Annotated in this window: 18 protein-coding genes and 1 pseudogene; 16 read left to right on the top strand and 3 right to left on the bottom strand. The window is 62.2% G+C overall.

The genetic code is table 11. From position 1 onward, the window contains the following. Positions 1–5: 5 nt before the first annotated feature. Positions 6–1,331, bottom strand: coding sequence for an OprD family porin (locus J5M67_RS09445; protein WP_207885037.1), 1,326 nt, complete (start codon positions 1,329–1,331; stop codon positions 6–8). A 722-nt stretch (positions 1,332–2,053) separates the two neighbouring features. On the opposite strand from J5M67_RS09445, the gene J5M67_RS09440 reads away from it, so the two are divergent. Further along, complete coding sequence (locus J5M67_RS09440; RefSeq protein ID WP_207885036.1) at positions 2,054–2,479, top strand: HIT domain-containing protein; 426 nt, start codon at positions 2,054–2,056, stop codon at positions 2,477–2,479. Between the two features lie 5 nt (positions 2,480–2,484). Next, entirely contained in the window at positions 2,485–2,691 is a 207-nt protein-coding gene (locus J5M67_RS09435; RefSeq protein WP_207885035.1) for a SlyX family protein, read from the top strand. 79 nt (positions 2,692–2,770) lie between these two features. Here J5M67_RS09435 and J5M67_RS09430 read toward each other — a convergent pair whose 3' ends face one another. Both J5M67_RS09430 and J5M67_RS29745 read right to left on the bottom strand, forming a co-directional pair. Continuing rightward, positions 2,771–3,001 carry a cold-shock protein gene (locus J5M67_RS09430; RefSeq protein WP_207885277.1) on the bottom strand — a complete coding sequence of 77 codons (231 nt, stop codon included), beginning with the start codon at positions 2,999–3,001 and terminating at the stop codon, positions 2,771–2,773. A gap of 54 nt (positions 3,002–3,055) precedes the next feature. Beyond that, positions 3,056–3,367: pseudogene (locus tag J5M67_RS29745) on the bottom strand (cold shock domain-containing protein membrane protein); the annotation flags it as partial. Positions 3,368–3,912: 545 nt separating this feature from the next. Between J5M67_RS29745 and J5M67_RS09425 the strand changes: the two are divergent. From J5M67_RS09425 to queE, 14 genes are all read left to right on the top strand, one after another. Further along, entirely contained in the window at positions 3,913–4,182 is a 270-nt protein-coding gene (locus J5M67_RS09425; RefSeq protein WP_207885034.1) for an FmdB family zinc ribbon protein, read from the top strand. 43 nt (positions 4,183–4,225) lie between these two features. Beyond that, positions 4,226–6,004 (top strand): aspartate--tRNA ligase, encoded by a 1,779-nt coding sequence (gene aspS / locus J5M67_RS09420; protein WP_207885033.1) that lies wholly within the window; start codon positions 4,226–4,228, stop codon positions 6,002–6,004. 73 nt (positions 6,005–6,077) lie between these two features. Continuing rightward, a complete protein-coding gene (locus J5M67_RS09415) occupies positions 6,078–6,824 on the top strand; it encodes a YebC/PmpR family DNA-binding transcriptional regulator (RefSeq protein ID WP_207885032.1) in 747 nt (248 codons plus the stop codon). A 114-nt stretch (positions 6,825–6,938) separates the two neighbouring features. Further along, the gene (ruvC, locus tag J5M67_RS09410) at positions 6,939–7,463 is read left to right on the top strand and encodes a crossover junction endodeoxyribonuclease RuvC (RefSeq protein WP_207885031.1); all 525 of its coding nucleotides are present in this window, start codon (positions 6,939–6,941) and stop codon (positions 7,461–7,463) included. A gap of 31 nt (positions 7,464–7,494) precedes the next feature. Beyond that, a complete protein-coding gene (gene ruvA, locus J5M67_RS09405) occupies positions 7,495–8,100 on the top strand; it encodes a Holliday junction branch migration protein RuvA (RefSeq protein ID WP_184589721.1) in 606 nt (201 codons plus the stop codon). Positions 8,101–8,110: 10 nt separating this feature from the next. Continuing rightward, positions 8,111–9,169, top strand: coding sequence for a Holliday junction branch migration DNA helicase RuvB (ruvB, locus tag J5M67_RS09400; RefSeq protein WP_207885030.1), 1,059 nt, complete (start codon positions 8,111–8,113; stop codon positions 9,167–9,169). Positions 9,170–9,221: 52 nt separating this feature from the next. Beyond that, on the top strand, positions 9,222–9,668 hold the full coding sequence (gene ybgC / locus J5M67_RS09395) for a tol-pal system-associated acyl-CoA thioesterase (protein WP_152221570.1): 447 nt from the start codon (positions 9,222–9,224) through the stop codon (positions 9,666–9,668). Between the two features lies 1 nt (position 9,669). Then, positions 9,670–10,365, top strand: a complete 696-nt coding sequence (tolQ, locus tag J5M67_RS09390; RefSeq protein ID WP_207885029.1) for a protein TolQ — start codon at positions 9,670–9,672, stop codon at positions 10,363–10,365. A 24-nt stretch (positions 10,366–10,389) separates the two neighbouring features. Continuing rightward, entirely contained in the window at positions 10,390–10,854 is a 465-nt protein-coding gene (gene tolR, locus J5M67_RS09385) for a protein TolR (RefSeq protein ID WP_207885028.1), read from the top strand. Beyond that, the gene (gene tolA, locus J5M67_RS09380) at positions 10,851–11,918 is read left to right on the top strand and encodes a cell envelope integrity protein TolA (RefSeq protein WP_207885027.1); all 1,068 of its coding nucleotides are present in this window, start codon (positions 10,851–10,853) and stop codon (positions 11,916–11,918) included. The genes tolR and tolA overlap by 4 nt, the downstream gene beginning before the upstream one ends. Beyond that, positions 11,915–13,213, top strand: a complete 1,299-nt coding sequence (tolB, locus tag J5M67_RS09375) for a Tol-Pal system beta propeller repeat protein TolB (RefSeq protein ID WP_207885026.1) — start codon at positions 11,915–11,917, stop codon at positions 13,211–13,213. Before tolA ends, tolB begins: the two co-directional genes overlap by 4 nt. Before the next feature lie 52 nt (positions 13,214–13,265). Continuing rightward, positions 13,266–13,772 carry a peptidoglycan-associated lipoprotein Pal gene (pal, locus tag J5M67_RS09370; RefSeq protein ID WP_017522099.1) on the top strand — a complete coding sequence of 169 codons (507 nt, stop codon included), beginning with the start codon at positions 13,266–13,268 and terminating at the stop codon, positions 13,770–13,772. Between the two features lie 6 nt (positions 13,773–13,778). Next, positions 13,779–14,633: a tol-pal system protein YbgF gene (ybgF, locus tag J5M67_RS09365; protein ID WP_207885025.1), complete on the top strand. Its 855-nt coding sequence runs from the start codon at positions 13,779–13,781 to the stop codon at positions 14,631–14,633. Between the two features lie 198 nt (positions 14,634–14,831). Further along, positions 14,832–15,479, top strand: a complete 648-nt coding sequence (gene queE / locus J5M67_RS09360) for a 7-carboxy-7-deazaguanine synthase QueE (RefSeq protein ID WP_207885024.1) — start codon at positions 14,832–14,834, stop codon at positions 15,477–15,479. The last annotated feature ends 26 nt before the right edge of the window (positions 15,480–15,505 follow it).

Here is a 15,505-nt window from a genome sequence, read left to right as displayed (position 1 = left end):
CTGTATTACAGAACGGACAGCGGGTAGTCGATGATCAGACGGAACTCGTCGATATCGCCTTCGGCCTGATCGGTATTGGCGCGGTGCCAGGACTGACGAGCACGGAAGGACAGATCCTTCGCCGGACCGGCCTGTACTACGTACTTGGCCTCGACGTTGGTTTCGTGGTGCTTGCCGTCTTCGCCATAGCCATAGGCAGCGTACGGGCTGGTCGGGTCGATCTTGGTGCCGTCGATGTCGTCACCGTGAACGTAACGGGTCATGAAGGTCAGGCCAGGTACGCCGTACTCTTTCATGTTCAGGTCGTAGCGAGCCTGCCAGGATTTTTCACCCGGACCGTTGAAGTCGGAGTACTGGATGGAGTTGGCGAGGAAGATCGAGTCGCCGCCAGCGTTGTTGTCGCCGATGCCGATGTAGTCGAACGGAGTGTTGCCGTTCACCTTCTGGAAGGCCAGGGTCAGGGTGTGCGCCTGCAGGAAGGAGTAGGCGGCGGCCAGCGAGTAGGTGTTGTTGCTAATGTCACCCAGCTTGGACGAGCCCGAGTCGCGGGTGTTGTAGTAGTTGACGTCGAAGCCCAGGGACTGGTCGTCGGCGATCGGCAGGGTGTAGTTCAGGTTGACGTAGTACTGGTCCCACAGGTCTTCGACCTGGGCGCCGTACAGCTGTGCGCTGAACTGGTCGTTGAACTGGTACTTGCCACCGACGAAGTCAGCGGAGTTGGCGGTAACGCCACCGTATTGCGACCAGATTTCGCCGTCACGGTTGGTGGTGTCCTGGCCGGTACCGGAGTAGTAGTGACCGCCTTCCAGATCCAGGCCGTCGATTTCGCTGCTCATCAGCGCGATACCGCTGGCGGTTTGCGGCAGCAGGCGGGTGCCGCCTACGGCGAATACCGGGGCGGTGGGCTGCATGTCACCGGCTTTCAGCTCGGTCTTGGAGATGCGGACCTTGACGGCGCCGCCGGCTTTGCCGAAGTCGTCGGCTTTCTCGCCATCGGAATGAACCGGCAGGTTGCCGGTGCCGCCGTAGCCGCTGCCGCCGTCGAGTTTCAGGCCCAGGTAGCCGAAGGCATCAACGCCGAAGCCAACAACGCCCTGAGTGAAGCCGGAGTTGTAGTTGGCCCAGAAGCCCTGGGTCCAGTCGCGGGCGTCGCGAGCACCATCAGTCTTGTTGCGATTGAAGTAGTAGTTGCGAACCAGGAAGTTCAGGCTGCTGTCTTCGACAAAGCCTTTGGCGTCAGCCTGATTGCCTACGAAGGGCTCGGCCATTGCCAGTTGCGTGGTGCCTGCAGATACCGCCAGGGCGATGGCGCTCCACTTCATCACTTTCATTGTGATTGCTCCTTTGGTTTTGAAATTATCTGCCATCACAGTGCCGCGGTGACGGCTCATTCTTTTTGTCGGCGCTAACTTATAGCACGCGTGTTCTCTTGGCGATAGTTGCCTAAATAAACACGCGAAAACTTTACAGGGCTGTCGCAAACCTGCATGCAACATGTCGCATTCAGGTAGATTCCATGTTGCAAAAAGAGATTGCTCCCCCCGATTCGCAGCATGTTCTGGATTGCGTCAGCCAACGTGGTTCGTTCTCCATTGACCACTTTCGGGTTCCCTTCGTCGCGCTGCCTTTGGCTTGGCGCGGCGTCGATGTCCTTGCCCCTTGTCCTTCGGCTAGCAACAAGCGTGCACAATTGCCCCGCCGATTGCCGTGCGTCGCCGGGCTTGCGACGCGATGACGCATTTCACGGCTTCCTTGGCCGATTTGCAATAAACAGCATGCGGTGGAGTCGTTTTCAGAATTGTGTCGTGATCGTTGGTTTAACGATTTTTCGAGGCTTTTCAGTGCTATTGGCTGGCGGTTCCCTTCCGGCGGCCTGTTGTCGGAATCTGTCGCATTTGCGCTCTGCACGGTGCTGGGGCCTGCCGGGCAACGTTTCGCGCCATGCAGGTGCGGCGGGCGTATTCGCTGGCGGGGCGCTCTAGTATCCTTCGCGCCCTTCGGCCCCTGGCGGGGCTAGTCTTATCAATGCGTTCGTCGAACAGGAGAGGTCGTTATGTTCGTCCTGGATTCCCGCCTCAAGCAGGACACCGTCGCGGTGGGGGATTTTCCATTGAGCAGTCTGCTGCTGATGAATGACTCGCAGTATCCGTGGTTCATCCTGGTGCCCCGTCGTGAGGATGTCAGTGAGTTGTTCCAGCTCGATCCCGATGATCAGCAGCAACTCTGGAGGGAGGCCACGCAGCTGGCCGAGACCCTCAAGGACACCTTTTGTGCCGACAAGATGAACGTTGCCAATCTCGGTAACGTCGTCAGTCAGCTGCACGTGCATGTGATCGTTCGCCGTCGCAGCGACGCCGCCTGGCCGGGGCCTGTCTGGGGGCGTCATCCGGCGGTGCCTTACAATGTCGAGGAGCTCGCTCGCCTGCGCGAAAAGCTGCGCATGGCGCTGGGCGATGAGTTCCGTTTCGCGCAGGAGTGAGTGTGATGGAGCTGGAAGATCGGGTTGCCGACCTGGAGAGTCGGTTGGCGTTCCAGGATGATGCGCTGCAGACCTTGAGCGACGTGGTCTATGAGCAGGAACGGGTGATCGAGCGGCTGCGACTGCAGATGCAGGCGTTGATCAAGCGTCTGGAGGATTTGCAGGGGCAGGTGGGTGTCGCGGAGGATGAGGCGCCGCCACCGCATTACTGAGGCTGGAGAGCCGAGCCAATAAAAAGCCCGCCAATCGGCGGGCTTTTTATTGGAGCCTTCAGCGGTTCTGTTGCAGCGTTCAGCGACGGTTGGGCAGGGCCGCGATCACATCCTCGGCCTGCAGTCCCTTGTCACGCTGGACGACGGAGAACTCCACTCGCTGTCCTTCGATCAGGATGCGGTGGCCTTCGCCGCGGATAGCGCGGAAGTGCACGAAGATGTCTTCCCCGGTGTCGCGGGAAATGAAGCCGAAGCCCTTGGAGGTGTTGAACCACTTCACGGTGCCGGTTTCGCGGTTCTCGTCGGTGATCGGCGCGGTGGGCGTAGAAGCCCCGGGTTTGCTCAGGCTGGCGGCCCACTGCAGGATGACCGCGGCGGCCAGGCTCAGCAGTGGCAGCAGGATGGCCGGCTGCTCGCCGATGAAAGGCAGTGGAGCGAGCAGGATCAGCATTTGCAGCACGACGGCCAGAACCATCAGGGCAGTCGACAGGCTTTGCAGTGCGGCGGGCTGCTTGAGGTTGCTGCCGGGAGCGAGCAGCAGGCTGGTCAGGCCGAGCAGGGCAAGGTAGATGGCATCGCTTTGTTGTAGGTAGGGCAGGGCATCGTTGCGCAGACTGGGGACGAACGACAGCAAGAGTGCTGCGACGCCCGTCAGGAGATGGACGACTTTCAACATGGCTACGGATTCACCTTGAGCGGGTAACGAAGAAGCAGCCGTCCCTTGATGCGACGCCAGATAAGAAAATGAAAGCGTGCCGGGCGGCCTATGCGTGTACGCACGGCGGTTATTTAACAGCAAACCACTTGCCTTCACAAATCAACCGCTTAGGTCATTCCGGGAGGAGCAAGGTCCGCCTGCGGATGGGCTTCCTTCTATCTATAAGGAGGATCAGTCATCGAGCGGGCTGCTGAGCATCCGGGTGGACTTGTCGTGAGCCTGAATACGCTGGGTGAGCAGGTCGGCGGTGGGGTGGGGCGTCGTTGGCCTTGATCGCCAGGGGAAAGATTGCGGGCGGTACGGACCATGGACTCCTGCCTCTGCCCCTGCGCTAGTAGTCGTGACTGGCCTTTGGCGATGGCGGCAGGATACTGTTCGGCGAATCCGTGCGCCCTGGCGGCGGCTGCCGGTACCTGGCTGCAACCTGCGGATTTTTCAGGCTATAATCCGCGTCTTTGCCGCGGGACGCGGGCCCGTGGCAGTGTGATCAGTCAAGGTGCCCCATGCCGATTTACGAGTACCAGTGCCAGTCCTGCGCGCATCAGCTGGAATCGCTGCAGAAGATCAGCGATGCGCCGTTGGTCGATTGTCCGGCCTGCAAGGCTCCCGTATTGAAGAAGATGTTGTCGGCTCCGGGCTTCCGCCTGGGCGGCAGCGGTTGGTACGAGACCGACTTCAAGACCGGGGCGAAGAAGAACCTGGCCTCCGGCGATGCCCCAGCGGCCTGTCCGGCCACCGGTTGCGGTGGTGGCGGCTGCTCCGCCAGCGAATGAGCGGTTCCCTAGAATTCAAGACTTTCGAGAAGCGAAACACACCATGATGCGCAGCCACTATTGCGGCCAGTTGAACGAGAGCCTGGACGGCCAGGTAGTCACTCTTTGCGGTTGGGTACACCGTCGCCGCGACCACGGCGGGGTGATCTTCCTCGACGTGCGTGACCGTGAAGGTCTGGCCCAGGTGGTGTTCGACCCGGATCGCGTCGAGACCTTCGCCAAGGCCGACCGCGTGCGTAGCGAATATGTGGTGAAGATCACCGGCAAGGTGCGCCTGCGCCCCGAAGGCGCACGCAACGCCAACATGGCTTCCGGCGCCATCGAGGTCCTGGGCCACGAGCTGGAAGTGCTGAACCAGGCCGAGACCCCACCGTTCCCGCTGGACGAATACTCCGATGTGGGCGAGGAAACCCGCCTGCGCTACCGCTTCATCGACCTGCGTCGCCCGGAGATGGCCGCCAAGCTGAAGCTGCGCGCGCGCATCACCAGCAGCATCCGCCGCTACCTGGACGACAATGGCTTCCTCGACGTGGAAACCCCGATCCTCGGCCGCCCGACTCCGGAAGGCGCGCGTGACTACCTGGTGCCGAGCCGCACCTACCCGGGCCACTTCTTCGCCCTGCCGCAGTCGCCCCAGCTGTTCAAGCAACTGCTGATGGTCGCCGGCTTCGACCGTTACTACCAGATCGCCAAGTGCTTCCGCGACGAAGACCTGCGTGCCGACCGCCAGCCGGAATTCACCCAGATCGACATCGAGACCAGCTTCCTCGAAGAAAGCGACATCATCGAGATCACCGAGAAGATGGTGCGCCAGCTGTTCAAGGAAGTGCTGAACGTCGAGTTCGACGAATTCCCGCACATGCCGTTCGAAGAGGCCATGCGCCGCTACGGTTCGGACAAGCCTGACCTGCGTATCCCGCTGGAACTGGTCGACGTGGCCGATCAGCTGAAGGACGTCGAGTTCAAGGTCTTCTCCGGCCCGGCCAACGATCCGAAGGGCCGCGTTGCAGCCCTGCGCGTTCCGGGCGGTGCGAGCATGCCGCGCAAGCAGATCGACGACTATACCAAGTTCGTCGGCATCTACGGCGCCAAGGGCCTGGCCTACATCAAGGTCAACGAACGCGCCAAGGGCGTGGAAGGTCTGCAGTCGCCGATCGTGAAGAACATCGCCGAGCCGAACCTGAATGTGATCCTCGATCGCGTCGGCGCAGTCGACGGCGACATCGTGTTCTTCGGCGCCGACAAGGCCAAGATCGTTTGCGATGCCCTGGGTGCGCTGCGCATCAAGGTCGGCCATGACCTCAACCTGCTCACCAAGGAGTGGGCGCCGATGTGGGTCGTGGACTTCCCGATGTTCGAAGAGAACGATGACGGCAGCCTGACCTCGCTGCACCACCCGTTCACCGCGCCCAAGTGCACCCCGGAAGAGCTGGAGGCTAACCCGGCCGGCAAACTGTCCCGTGCCTACGACATGGTGCTCAACGGCACCGAGCTGGGCGGCGGTTCCATCCGTATCCACGACAAGGCCATGCAGCAGGCGGTCTTCCGCGTGCTGGGCATCGATGATGCGGAGCAGGAAGAGAAGTTCGGCTTCCTCCTCGATGCCCTCAAGTACGGCGCACCGCCGCACGGTGGCCTGGCCTTCGGCCTGGACCGTCTGGTCATGCTGATGACCGGCGCGGCTTCGATCCGCGAAGTCATCGCCTTCCCGAAAACCCAGAGCGCCGGCGACGTCATGACCCAGGCTCCGGGCACCGTGGACGGTAAGGCGCTGCGCGAGCTGCACATCCGCCTGCGCGAGCAGCAGAAGGCCGCTGAGTAAGTCGATTCAGATTGCAGCGGCGCCCGTCAACCGGGCGCCGCCTGCGAAGCAAACATGCGATACGGAGTGAGTTATGGCTGGTCATTCCAAATGGGCCAACATCAAGCACCGCAAGGAACGTCAGGACGCCAAGAAGGGCAAGATATTCACCAAGCTCATTCGTGAGCTGACCGTTGCCGCCAAGCAGGGAGGCGGGGTGCCGGCGGACAACCCGCGTCTGCGCCTGGCCGTGGACAAGGCGCTGACCGCGAACATGACCCGTGACACCATCGATCGCGCCATTCAGCGCGGCGTGGGTTCCAGCGAAGCGGACAACATGGCCGAGCTGACCTACGAAGGTTACGCGCCCAGCGGCGTGGCGATCATCGTTGAAGCCATGACCGACAACCGCAACCGCACCGCGGCTGAAGTGCGCCATGCCTTCAGCAAGTGCGGCGGCAACCTGGGTACCGATGGTTCGGTGGCCTACATGTTCGAGCGCAAGGGCCAGATCAGCTATGCGCCGGGCGTGAACGAAGAAGCCCTGATGGATGCCGCGCTGGAAGCCGGTGCCGACGACGTGGTGGTCAACGACGATGGTTCCATCGACGTCTTCACCACCTTCGCCGACTTCATCTCGGTCAACGAAGCGCTGACCGAAGCCGGCTTCAAGGGCGAGGAAGCCGAGATCACCATGATCCCGTCGACCACTGCGACCCTGGACCTGGAGACCGCGCAGAAGGTCCTCAAGCTGATCGACATGCTCGAAGACCTGGATGACGTGCAGAACGTCTACTCCAATGCGGACATTCCGGACGAGGTGATGGCCCAGCTGGGCTGATCCCACCGCCGGCGATGTTCTGAAGCCGGAAGCGGGAGTGGTCGTCAGCGGCGCCTCCCGCTTCCGGTTTTTGTTTTGAAGTCCGCGTTACGGACAAGGTTTGATCGGACGGACATGACCCTGATTCTCGGCATCGACCCAGGCTCACGGATTACCGGCTTCGGCGTGGTGCGCGACACCGGCCGCGGCTGCGAATACGTGGCGTCGGGCTGCATCCGTACCGGCAACGGCGAGCTGTTCGAGCGCCTGCAGATCGTCTTTCGCGGAGTGCGCGAGGTCATCCAGACCTACCAGCCGACCATGATGGGCATCGAGCAGGTGTTCATGGCGCGCAACGCCGACTCGGCGCTGAAGCTGGGGCAGGCGCGCGGCGCAGCCATCGTTGCGGCGGCGGAAGAGGGGCTGCAGATCGCCGAGTACACCGCCAGCCAGGTCAAGCAGGCCATTGCCGGTACTGGCGGCGCGGACAAGCAGCAGGTCCAGATGATGGTCATGCATCTGCTGAAGCTTACGCAGAAACCGCAGATCGACGCCTCCGACGCCCTGGCCATCGCCCTGTGCCATGCGCACACCCGGCAGAGCCTGGTACCGCATGGCCTGGTAGGCGCCCGTCGTCGTGGCGGCCGTCTGCGCCTGTGATTCTGAAGCTAGAGATTAAGGACACTTATCTGTGATTGGACGCCTGCGCGGTACCCTGGCGGAGAAACAGCCGCCGCACCTGATCGTCGACGTGAACGGGGTGGGCTACGAACTCGAAGTGCCGATGACCACGCTGTATCGCCTGCCGAGCCTGGGCGAGCCGGTGACGCTGCATACGCACCTGGTGGTGCGTGAGGATGCTCATCTGCTCTACGGCTTCGCCGAGAAGCGCGAGCGTGAGCTGTTCCGCGAGCTGATTCGCCTCAACGGGGTGGGGCCGAAACTTGCCCTTGCACTGATGTCGGGTCTGGAAGTCGACGAACTGGTACGCTGCGTCCAGGCGCAGGATACTTCCACCCTGGTGAAGATTCCGGGAGTGGGCAAGAAGACCGCCGAGCGCCTGCTGGTCGAGCTCAAGGATCGTTTCAAGGCCTGGGAAAATATTCCCTCGATCGCACCGCTGGTGGTGGAACCCAAGTTGGTCGCCGCAGTCTCAAGCGCCGAATCCGATGCCGTCAGCGCGCTGATTGCCCTGGGCTTCAAGCCTCAGGAAGCGAGCCGCGCCGTGGCCGCCGTACAGGAAGAAGGTTTGTCCAGCGAAGAACTCATCCGCCGCTCATTGAAAGGCATGGTCTAGGTAGACATTGATGATCGAAGCCGATCGCCTGATTTCCTCAGCTTCCAGTCGCGACCGCGAAGAGCAGTTCGACCGTGCTATCCGCCCGCTCAAGCTGGCGGACTATGTCGGCCAGCCGGTGGTGCGCGAGCAGATGGAGCTGTTCATCCAGGCGGCCCGCGGGCGTCAGGAAGCCCTCGATCACACGCTGATCTTCGGCCCGCCCGGCCTGGGCAAGACTACCCTGGCGAACATCATCGCCCAGGAGATGGGGGTTTCGATCAAGAGCACTTCCGGCCCGGTGCTGGAGCGCCCCGGCGACCTGGCGGCAATTCTCACCAATCTCGAGCCCAACGACGTGCTGTTCGTCGACGAGATCCATCGCCTGTCGCCCATCGTCGAAGAAGTGCTGTACCCGGCCATGGAAGACTTCCAGCTGGACATCATGATCGGCGAAGGCCCGGCGGCGCGTTCCATCAAGCTCGACCTGCCGCCGTTCACCCTGGTCGGTGCGACCACTCGCGCCGGCATGTTGACCAACCCGTTGCGCGACCGCTTCGGCATCGTCCAACGCCTCGAGTTCTACGGTGTGGACGACCTGTCCAGCATCGTCGCACGCTCGGCAGGGATTCTCGGTCTCGAGATCGAGCCTGCGGGTGCCTATGAGATCGCCCGTCGCGCACGCGGTACGCCGCGGATCGCCAACCGCCTGCTGCGCCGGGTGCGGGACTTCGCCGAGGTGCGTGGCACCGGGCACATCAGCAGCGACATCGCCGACAAGGCGCTGAACCTGCTGGATGTTGACGAGCGTGGCTTCGATCATCAGGATCGCCGCCTGCTGTTGACCATGATCGACAAGTTCGACGGTGGTCCGGTGGGCATCGACAACCTGGCGGCGGCGATCAGCGAAGAAAGACACACGATTGAAGACGTGCTGGAGCCCTATCTGATCCAGCAAGGCTATATCATGCGCACACCCCGGGGACGTGTAGTGACCCGGCATGCATACCTGCATTTCGGCCTGAATGTGCCGAAGCGGATGGGGGAGGGGGCGACACCGGATCTGTTCGCCCCTGAAGATGGTAATTAATAGCATTTGCGGGCGATTGCCGATTGGCAAAGCCTCTACTTGGTTCTAAAGTATGCGCGCGCAACACGGGGATCAGCCGTTCCAGCAGCGGTTTCGGGTCTATTACGAAGACACCGATGCCGGCGGCATCGTCTACTACGTCAACTACCTCAAGTTCATGGAGCGGGCTCGTACCGAGCGGCTGCGTGACCTGGGCTTTGCCCAGTCGCAGCTGGCGGGAGAGAACCTGCTTTTCGTCGTTCATTCGGCAGAAGCGCGCTATCACGCGCCGGCCCGCCTGGATGACGAGCTGCTCGTCAGCGCCGAGGTCGAGGAGTTGAACCGCGCGAGCCTGAAGTTTCGTCAACAGGTTCGGCGGGCGTCGGATTCGACCTTGCTCTGCGAGGGGCGATTCCTGGTGGCGTGCGTGCGGGCGGACAACCTGAAGCCCCGCGCTATCCCAGATGTGTTGCGCGCGGCATTTGCCGGCAGTCCGGACACCCTTTCAGCAGGAGATTAACGTGGAACCGAACGTCGTCGATCATACCTCGATGTGGAGCTTGATCAGTAACGCCAGCATCGTGGTGCAGCTGGTCATGCTGACCCTGGTGGCCGCCTCGGTCACTTCGTGGATCATGATTTTCCAGCGTAGCAACATGATGCGCTCGGCCAAGAAGGCACTGGAAACCTTCGAAGAGCGCTTCTGGTCGGGCATCGACCTGTCCAAGCTCTACCGCCAGGCTGGCAGCAACCCCGACCCGGATTCGGGCGTCGAGCAGATCTTCCGTGCCGGTTTCAAGGAATTCTCCCGTCTGCGTCAGCAGGCCGGCGTCGATCCGGATGCGGTGATGGAAGGTGTCGCCCGCGCCATGCGCGTCGCCATTTCCCGTGAGGAAGAGAAGCTGGAAACCAGTCTTCCGTTCCTCGCCACCGTCGGTTCCACCAGCCCGTACATCGGTCTGTTCGGCACCGTGTGGGGCATCATGAACTCCTTCCGTGGCCTCGCCGCCGTACAGCAGGCTACCCTCGCCACCGTGGCGCCGGGTATCGCCGAAGCGCTGATCGCCACCGCCATCGGCCTGTTCGCGGCCATCCCCGCGGTCATCGCCTACAACCGCTTCTCCGCTCGCTCGGAAATGCTCATTGGCCGCTACTACACCTTCGCCGACGAGTTCCAGGCCATCCTGCACCGCAAAGTGCACACCAGCGACGACTGAAGACGACGTAAGAGGTAAGCCGATATGGCAAGGGTTCGTCACAAGCGCAAGCCGGTCGCCGAAATGAACGTGGTGCCCTACATCGACGTGATGTTGGTGCTGCTTGTCATTTTCATGGTGACCGCGCCGATGCTCAACCAGGGGGTCAAGGTCGACCTGCCCAAGGTTTCCAGTGAGGCGCTGCCGCAGGACAACGATTCGCGTGTCCTCACTATCTCCATCAAGGCCGACAAGACCTACTACTGGAACATGGGTTCCGAGGTCAATCCGGACCAGGGCAAGGGCAGCCAGACTGCCGTCTCCCTCGACCAACTGGTTAGTGCCGCCACCGGCATCCTGGCCGAGAATGGTCGCCAGGGTAAGAAAGTCCAGGTCTTCGTCCGCGGCGACAAGGCAGTCGACTATGGTTCGGTCATGGCCGTCATGGGCGGCCTGCAGAAAGCCGGGGTTGGCAACGTCGGTCTGATTACCGAGGCGCCGGGGACTTGATGCACCAGCTCGAGCGCTCTCCTTCGGAAAGCTACTTCTGGCCGATCGTTCTGGCCGTAGCTCTGCACGTCCTGATCTTCGCCATGCTCTTCGTCAGCTGGGCCATGACGCCTGAACTGCCGCCTTCGCGGCCGATCGTTCAGGCCACCCTGTACCAGCTGAAATCCAAGAGCCAGGCGACCCAGCAGACCAACCAGAAGATTGCCGGCGAAGCCAAGAAGACTTCGGCGAAGCAGTACGAGCAGGAGCAGCTCGAGCAGAAGAAAGCCGAGCAGCAGGCCATCGCCGAAGCCAAGGCCGAGGAACAAAAGAAGGCCGAGGTAGCTCAAAAGGCGGCTGAGGCGAAGAAAGAAGCCAAAGAGGCAGAGGCCAAGAAAGAGGCCGAAGCCAAGAAGGCGGAGGAGGCCAAGAAGGCCGCCGATGCCGCCGCGGCCAAGAAAGAGGCTGAGGCGAAGGCGGCTGCCGAGAAGCAGCAGGCTGATATCGCCAAGAAGAAGGCCGAGGAAGAAGCCAAGAAACAGGCGGCTGACGAGGCCAAGAAGAAAGCGGCGGAAGAGGCCAAGAAAAAGGCTGCCGAGGACGCGAAGAAGAAGGCCGCTGCCGAAGAGGCCAAGAAGAAGGCCGCCGCGGTGGCGGAGGCCAGGAAGAAGGCGGCTGCGGCTGCGGCCCGCAAGGCGCAGGAAGACAAGAAGGCCCAGGCGCTGGCCGAGTTGCTGTCGGACGATACGCAGCGACAACAGGCCTTGGCTGACGAGCAAGGTAACGAGGTGGCGGGCAACTACGATGACCTGATCGTGAGCCTGGTCAGTCAGCAGTGGAACCGCCCACCTTCGGCTCGTAACGGAATGAGCGTAGAAGTGCTGATTCAGATGCTGCCGGACGGGACCATCACCAATGTGAGCGTGACCCGCTCCAGCGGTGACAAACCTTTCGATGACTCGGCCGTGGCCGCGGTCCGAAATGTAGGGCGAGTTCCCGATCTGCAAAAATTGGATCGTGCCACTTTCGATAGCCTGTATCGTCAGCGTCGTATGGTCTTCAAACCGGAGGATTTAAGTCTGTGAGTACCCTGATTCGCTTCGCGCTGTTCGCCCTGGCCCTGGTGGCTGGCGCGGCGCAGGCCGCCGACCCGCTGGTGATTTCCAGCGGTCGCGATTCGGCCGTCCCGATTGCCGTGGTTCCGTTCGGCTGGCAAGGCGGCAACGTCCTGCCCGAGGACATGTCCAGCATCATCGGCAACGACCTGCGCAACTCCGGTTACTTCGAGCCGATCCCGCGCCAGAACATGATCAGCCAGCCGGCCCAGGCCAGCGAAGTGATCTACCGCGACTGGCAGGCCCTTGGCGCGCAGTACGTCCTGGTCGGCAGCATCGTGCCGGCCGGCGGTCGTCTGCAGATCCAGTATGCCCTGCTCAACGTGGCCACCCAGCAGCAGGTCCTGACCGGCAGCGTGGGCGGCACCACTGACCAGCTGCGCGACATGTCGCACTACATTGCCGACCAGTCCTTCGAGAAGCTCACCGGCATCAAGGGCGCGTTCTCCACCAAGCTGCTCTACGTGACTGCCGAGCGCTTCTCCGTGGACAACACCCGCTACACCCTGCAGCGTTCCGACTATGACGGCGCACGCCCGGTGACCCTGCTGCAGTCCCGCGAGCCGATCCTGTCGCCGCGTTTCTCGCCCGATGGCCGCCGTATCGCCTATGTCTCCTTCGAGCAGAAGCGTCCGCGCATCTTCATGCAGTACGTCGACACCGGTCGCCGCGAGCAGATCTCCAACTTCGAGGGCCTCAACGGTGCCCCGGCCTTCTCGCCGGACGGCAACCGCCTGGCCTTCGTGCTGTCGCGCGATGGCAACCCGGAGATCTACGTGATGGACCTGGGCAGCCGCCAGCTGCGTCGCCTGACCAACAACCAGGCGATCGACACCGAACCCTTCTGGGGTGCCGATGGCTCGACCCTGTACTTCACGTCGGACCGTGGCGGCAAGCCGCAGATCTACAAGATGAACGTGAACTCCGGCGCCACCGACCGTGTGACTTTCATTGGCAACTACAACGCCAACCCGAAACTTTCCGCGGATGAGAAAACCCTGGTAATGGTTCACCGCCAGGACGGTTTCACCAACTTCCAGATCGCGGCCCAGGACCTTCAGCGCGGCAATCTGCGCGTGCTCTCCAACACCACGCTGGACGACTCGCCCACTGTTGCGCCCAATGGCACGATGCTAATATACGCCACCCGCCAGCAGGACCGGGGCGTGCTGATGCTCGTCAGCATCAATGGACGCGTTCGGTTGCCAATTCCCACCGCTCAAGGCGATGTGCGCGAGCCTTCCTGGTCCCCTTACCTGAACTGACGGTTGCCAACTGTTTCAAACTTATACACTGGGGTTCATTAGGAGTTACATGATGGAAATGCTGAAATTCGGCAAGTTTGCCGTTATCGCCCTCGCCATGGCTGTTGCCGTCGGCTGTTCGTCCAAGAAAGGCGATGCTACTGGTGAAGGCGCCAATGGCGGCGTTGACCCGAACGCTGGCTACGGCGCCAACAGCGGTGCCGTTGACGGCTCCCTGAGCGACGAAGCCGCTCTGCGCGCTATCACCACCTTCTACTTCGAGTACGACAGCTCCGACCTGAAGCCGGAAGCCATGCGTGCCCTGGACGTACACGCCAAGGACCTGAAAGGTTCCGGCCAGCGCGTAGTCCTGGAAGGCCACACTGACGAGCGCGGTACCCGCGAATACAACATGGCCCTGGGCGAGCGTCGTGCCAAGGCCGTTCAGCGCTACCTGGTACTGCAGGGCGTTTCCCCGGCTCAGCTGGAACTGGTTTCCTACGGTAAAGAGCGTCCGGTTGCCACTGGCCACGACGAGCAGTCCTGGGCCCAGAACCGTCGCGTTGAGCTGAAGAAGTAAGACGTGATGCCGATGCGCCTGCGTTTTCTGACCTTGATCGTATGCGGCCTGCCCCTGATGGCGGCGGCCGCGGTTCCGGTACAGGACGGCAATGGTGGCGGTTACGCCAGCCAGCCGCCCTCGGGGTATGGCACCGCAGGCGCTGAGGGCGCCTATGCCGGAGGCGGGATGACTAGTCAGCCCGTCTCCGGACAGGCTCAGCTGTTCATGCAGCTGCAGCAGATGCAGGACGAAATGTCCCGTCTGCGCGGCATGCTCGAAGAGCAGCAGAACCAGATCCAACAGATGAAGCAGGAAAACCTGGAGCGTTACCAGGACCTCGACAGCCGCATCTCCAGCGGCGCGGGTGCCGGTGCTGCCGGTGCTGCTCAACAGAATTCCTCCGCTGCCGGCGTCGGTGCCGGCGCTGCCGCAGGTGCCGGCGCAGCCGCTGCTGCACAACAGCAGCCGCCTGCTGCCGCTGCCAGCAACGAGCCGGGTGACCCGGCAAAAGAAAAGCTTTACTACGACGCCGCCTTCGACCTGATCAAGGCCAAGGACTTCGACAAGGCCAGCCAGGCCTTCGGCGCCTTCCTGCGCAAATACCCGAACAGCCAGTACGCTGGCAACGCGCAATACTGGCTGGGTGAAGTGAACCTCGCTAAGGGCGACCTGCAGGGCGCCGGCCAGGCCTTCGCCCGCGTCAGCCAGGCCTACCCGAGCAGTGCCAAGGTGCCCGATTCGCTGTACAAGCTCGCCGACGTAGAGCGCCGCCTGGGCAACGCCGACAAGGCTCGTGGCATCCTGCAACAGGTGATTGCCCAATACCCGGGTAGCTCCGCTGCACAACTGGCCCAGCGTGACCTGAAGAACCTCAAGTAAGGTTCTGTCTGAAGCTTCCGAAAAGCCCGCGCTTGTCGCGGGCTTTTTCGTTAGAATTCCCACCCCTCGGGAAATGCCAGTGGTTTCAGCTCGGCTGATGTCTACGGTGCCCCGTTTATGCCGAGCGTGCTCGTCGCGCTCCTGACTCCAACGCAACGGAGGCGGATGGCCTGTATCGCCGTCACGCCCGTGGCTGATATGCAACAGACTCTGCGAATCACCGAGATTTTCTACTCGTTGCAGGGGGAAACGCGCACCGCCGGCTTGCCGACAGTGTTCGTACGCCTGACCGGCTGTCCCCTGCGCTGCCAGTACTGCGATACCGCCTACGCTTTCAGCGGCGGCGAAGTCCAGTCCCTCGACGCCATCCTCGAACGCGTCGCCGCCTACATGCCTCGCTATGTCTGCGTCACCGGTGGCGAACCTTTGGCCCAGCCCAACTGCATCCCGCTGCTGCAGCGTCTCTGTGACGCCGGCTACGACGTGTCGCTGGAAACCAGCGGCGCGCTGGATATCTCTGCCGCCGATCGCCGCGTCAGTCGTGTGCTGGACCTGAAGACTCCGGGCTCAGGTGAAGTGGCGCGCAACCGCTACGAGAATATCGGGGAGCTGACGCCCAACGACCAGGTCAAGTTCGTCATCTGTTCCCGCGAGGATTACGACTGGGCGGTCTCCAAGCTGATCGAGTACCGCCTGGAAGAGCGCGCCGGCGAGGTGCTGTTCTCGCCCAGTCATCGTCAGGTAGAAGCGCGGGCGCTGGCCGACTGGATCGTCAGCGACAACCTGCCGGTGCGCCTACAACTGCAGCTGCACAAGATTCTCTGGAACGACGAGCCGGGCCACTGAGCGCGGAGGGACCTGATTTATGAGCG

This window comes from Pseudomonas sp. 30_B (genome assembly GCF_017491605.1).
In the GTDB taxonomy this organism is placed as follows: domain Bacteria; phylum Pseudomonadota; class Gammaproteobacteria; order Pseudomonadales; family Pseudomonadaceae; genus Pseudomonas.
Note: the sequence above shows the minus strand (reverse complement) of the source record. Positions and strands in the feature narration are given on the sequence as shown.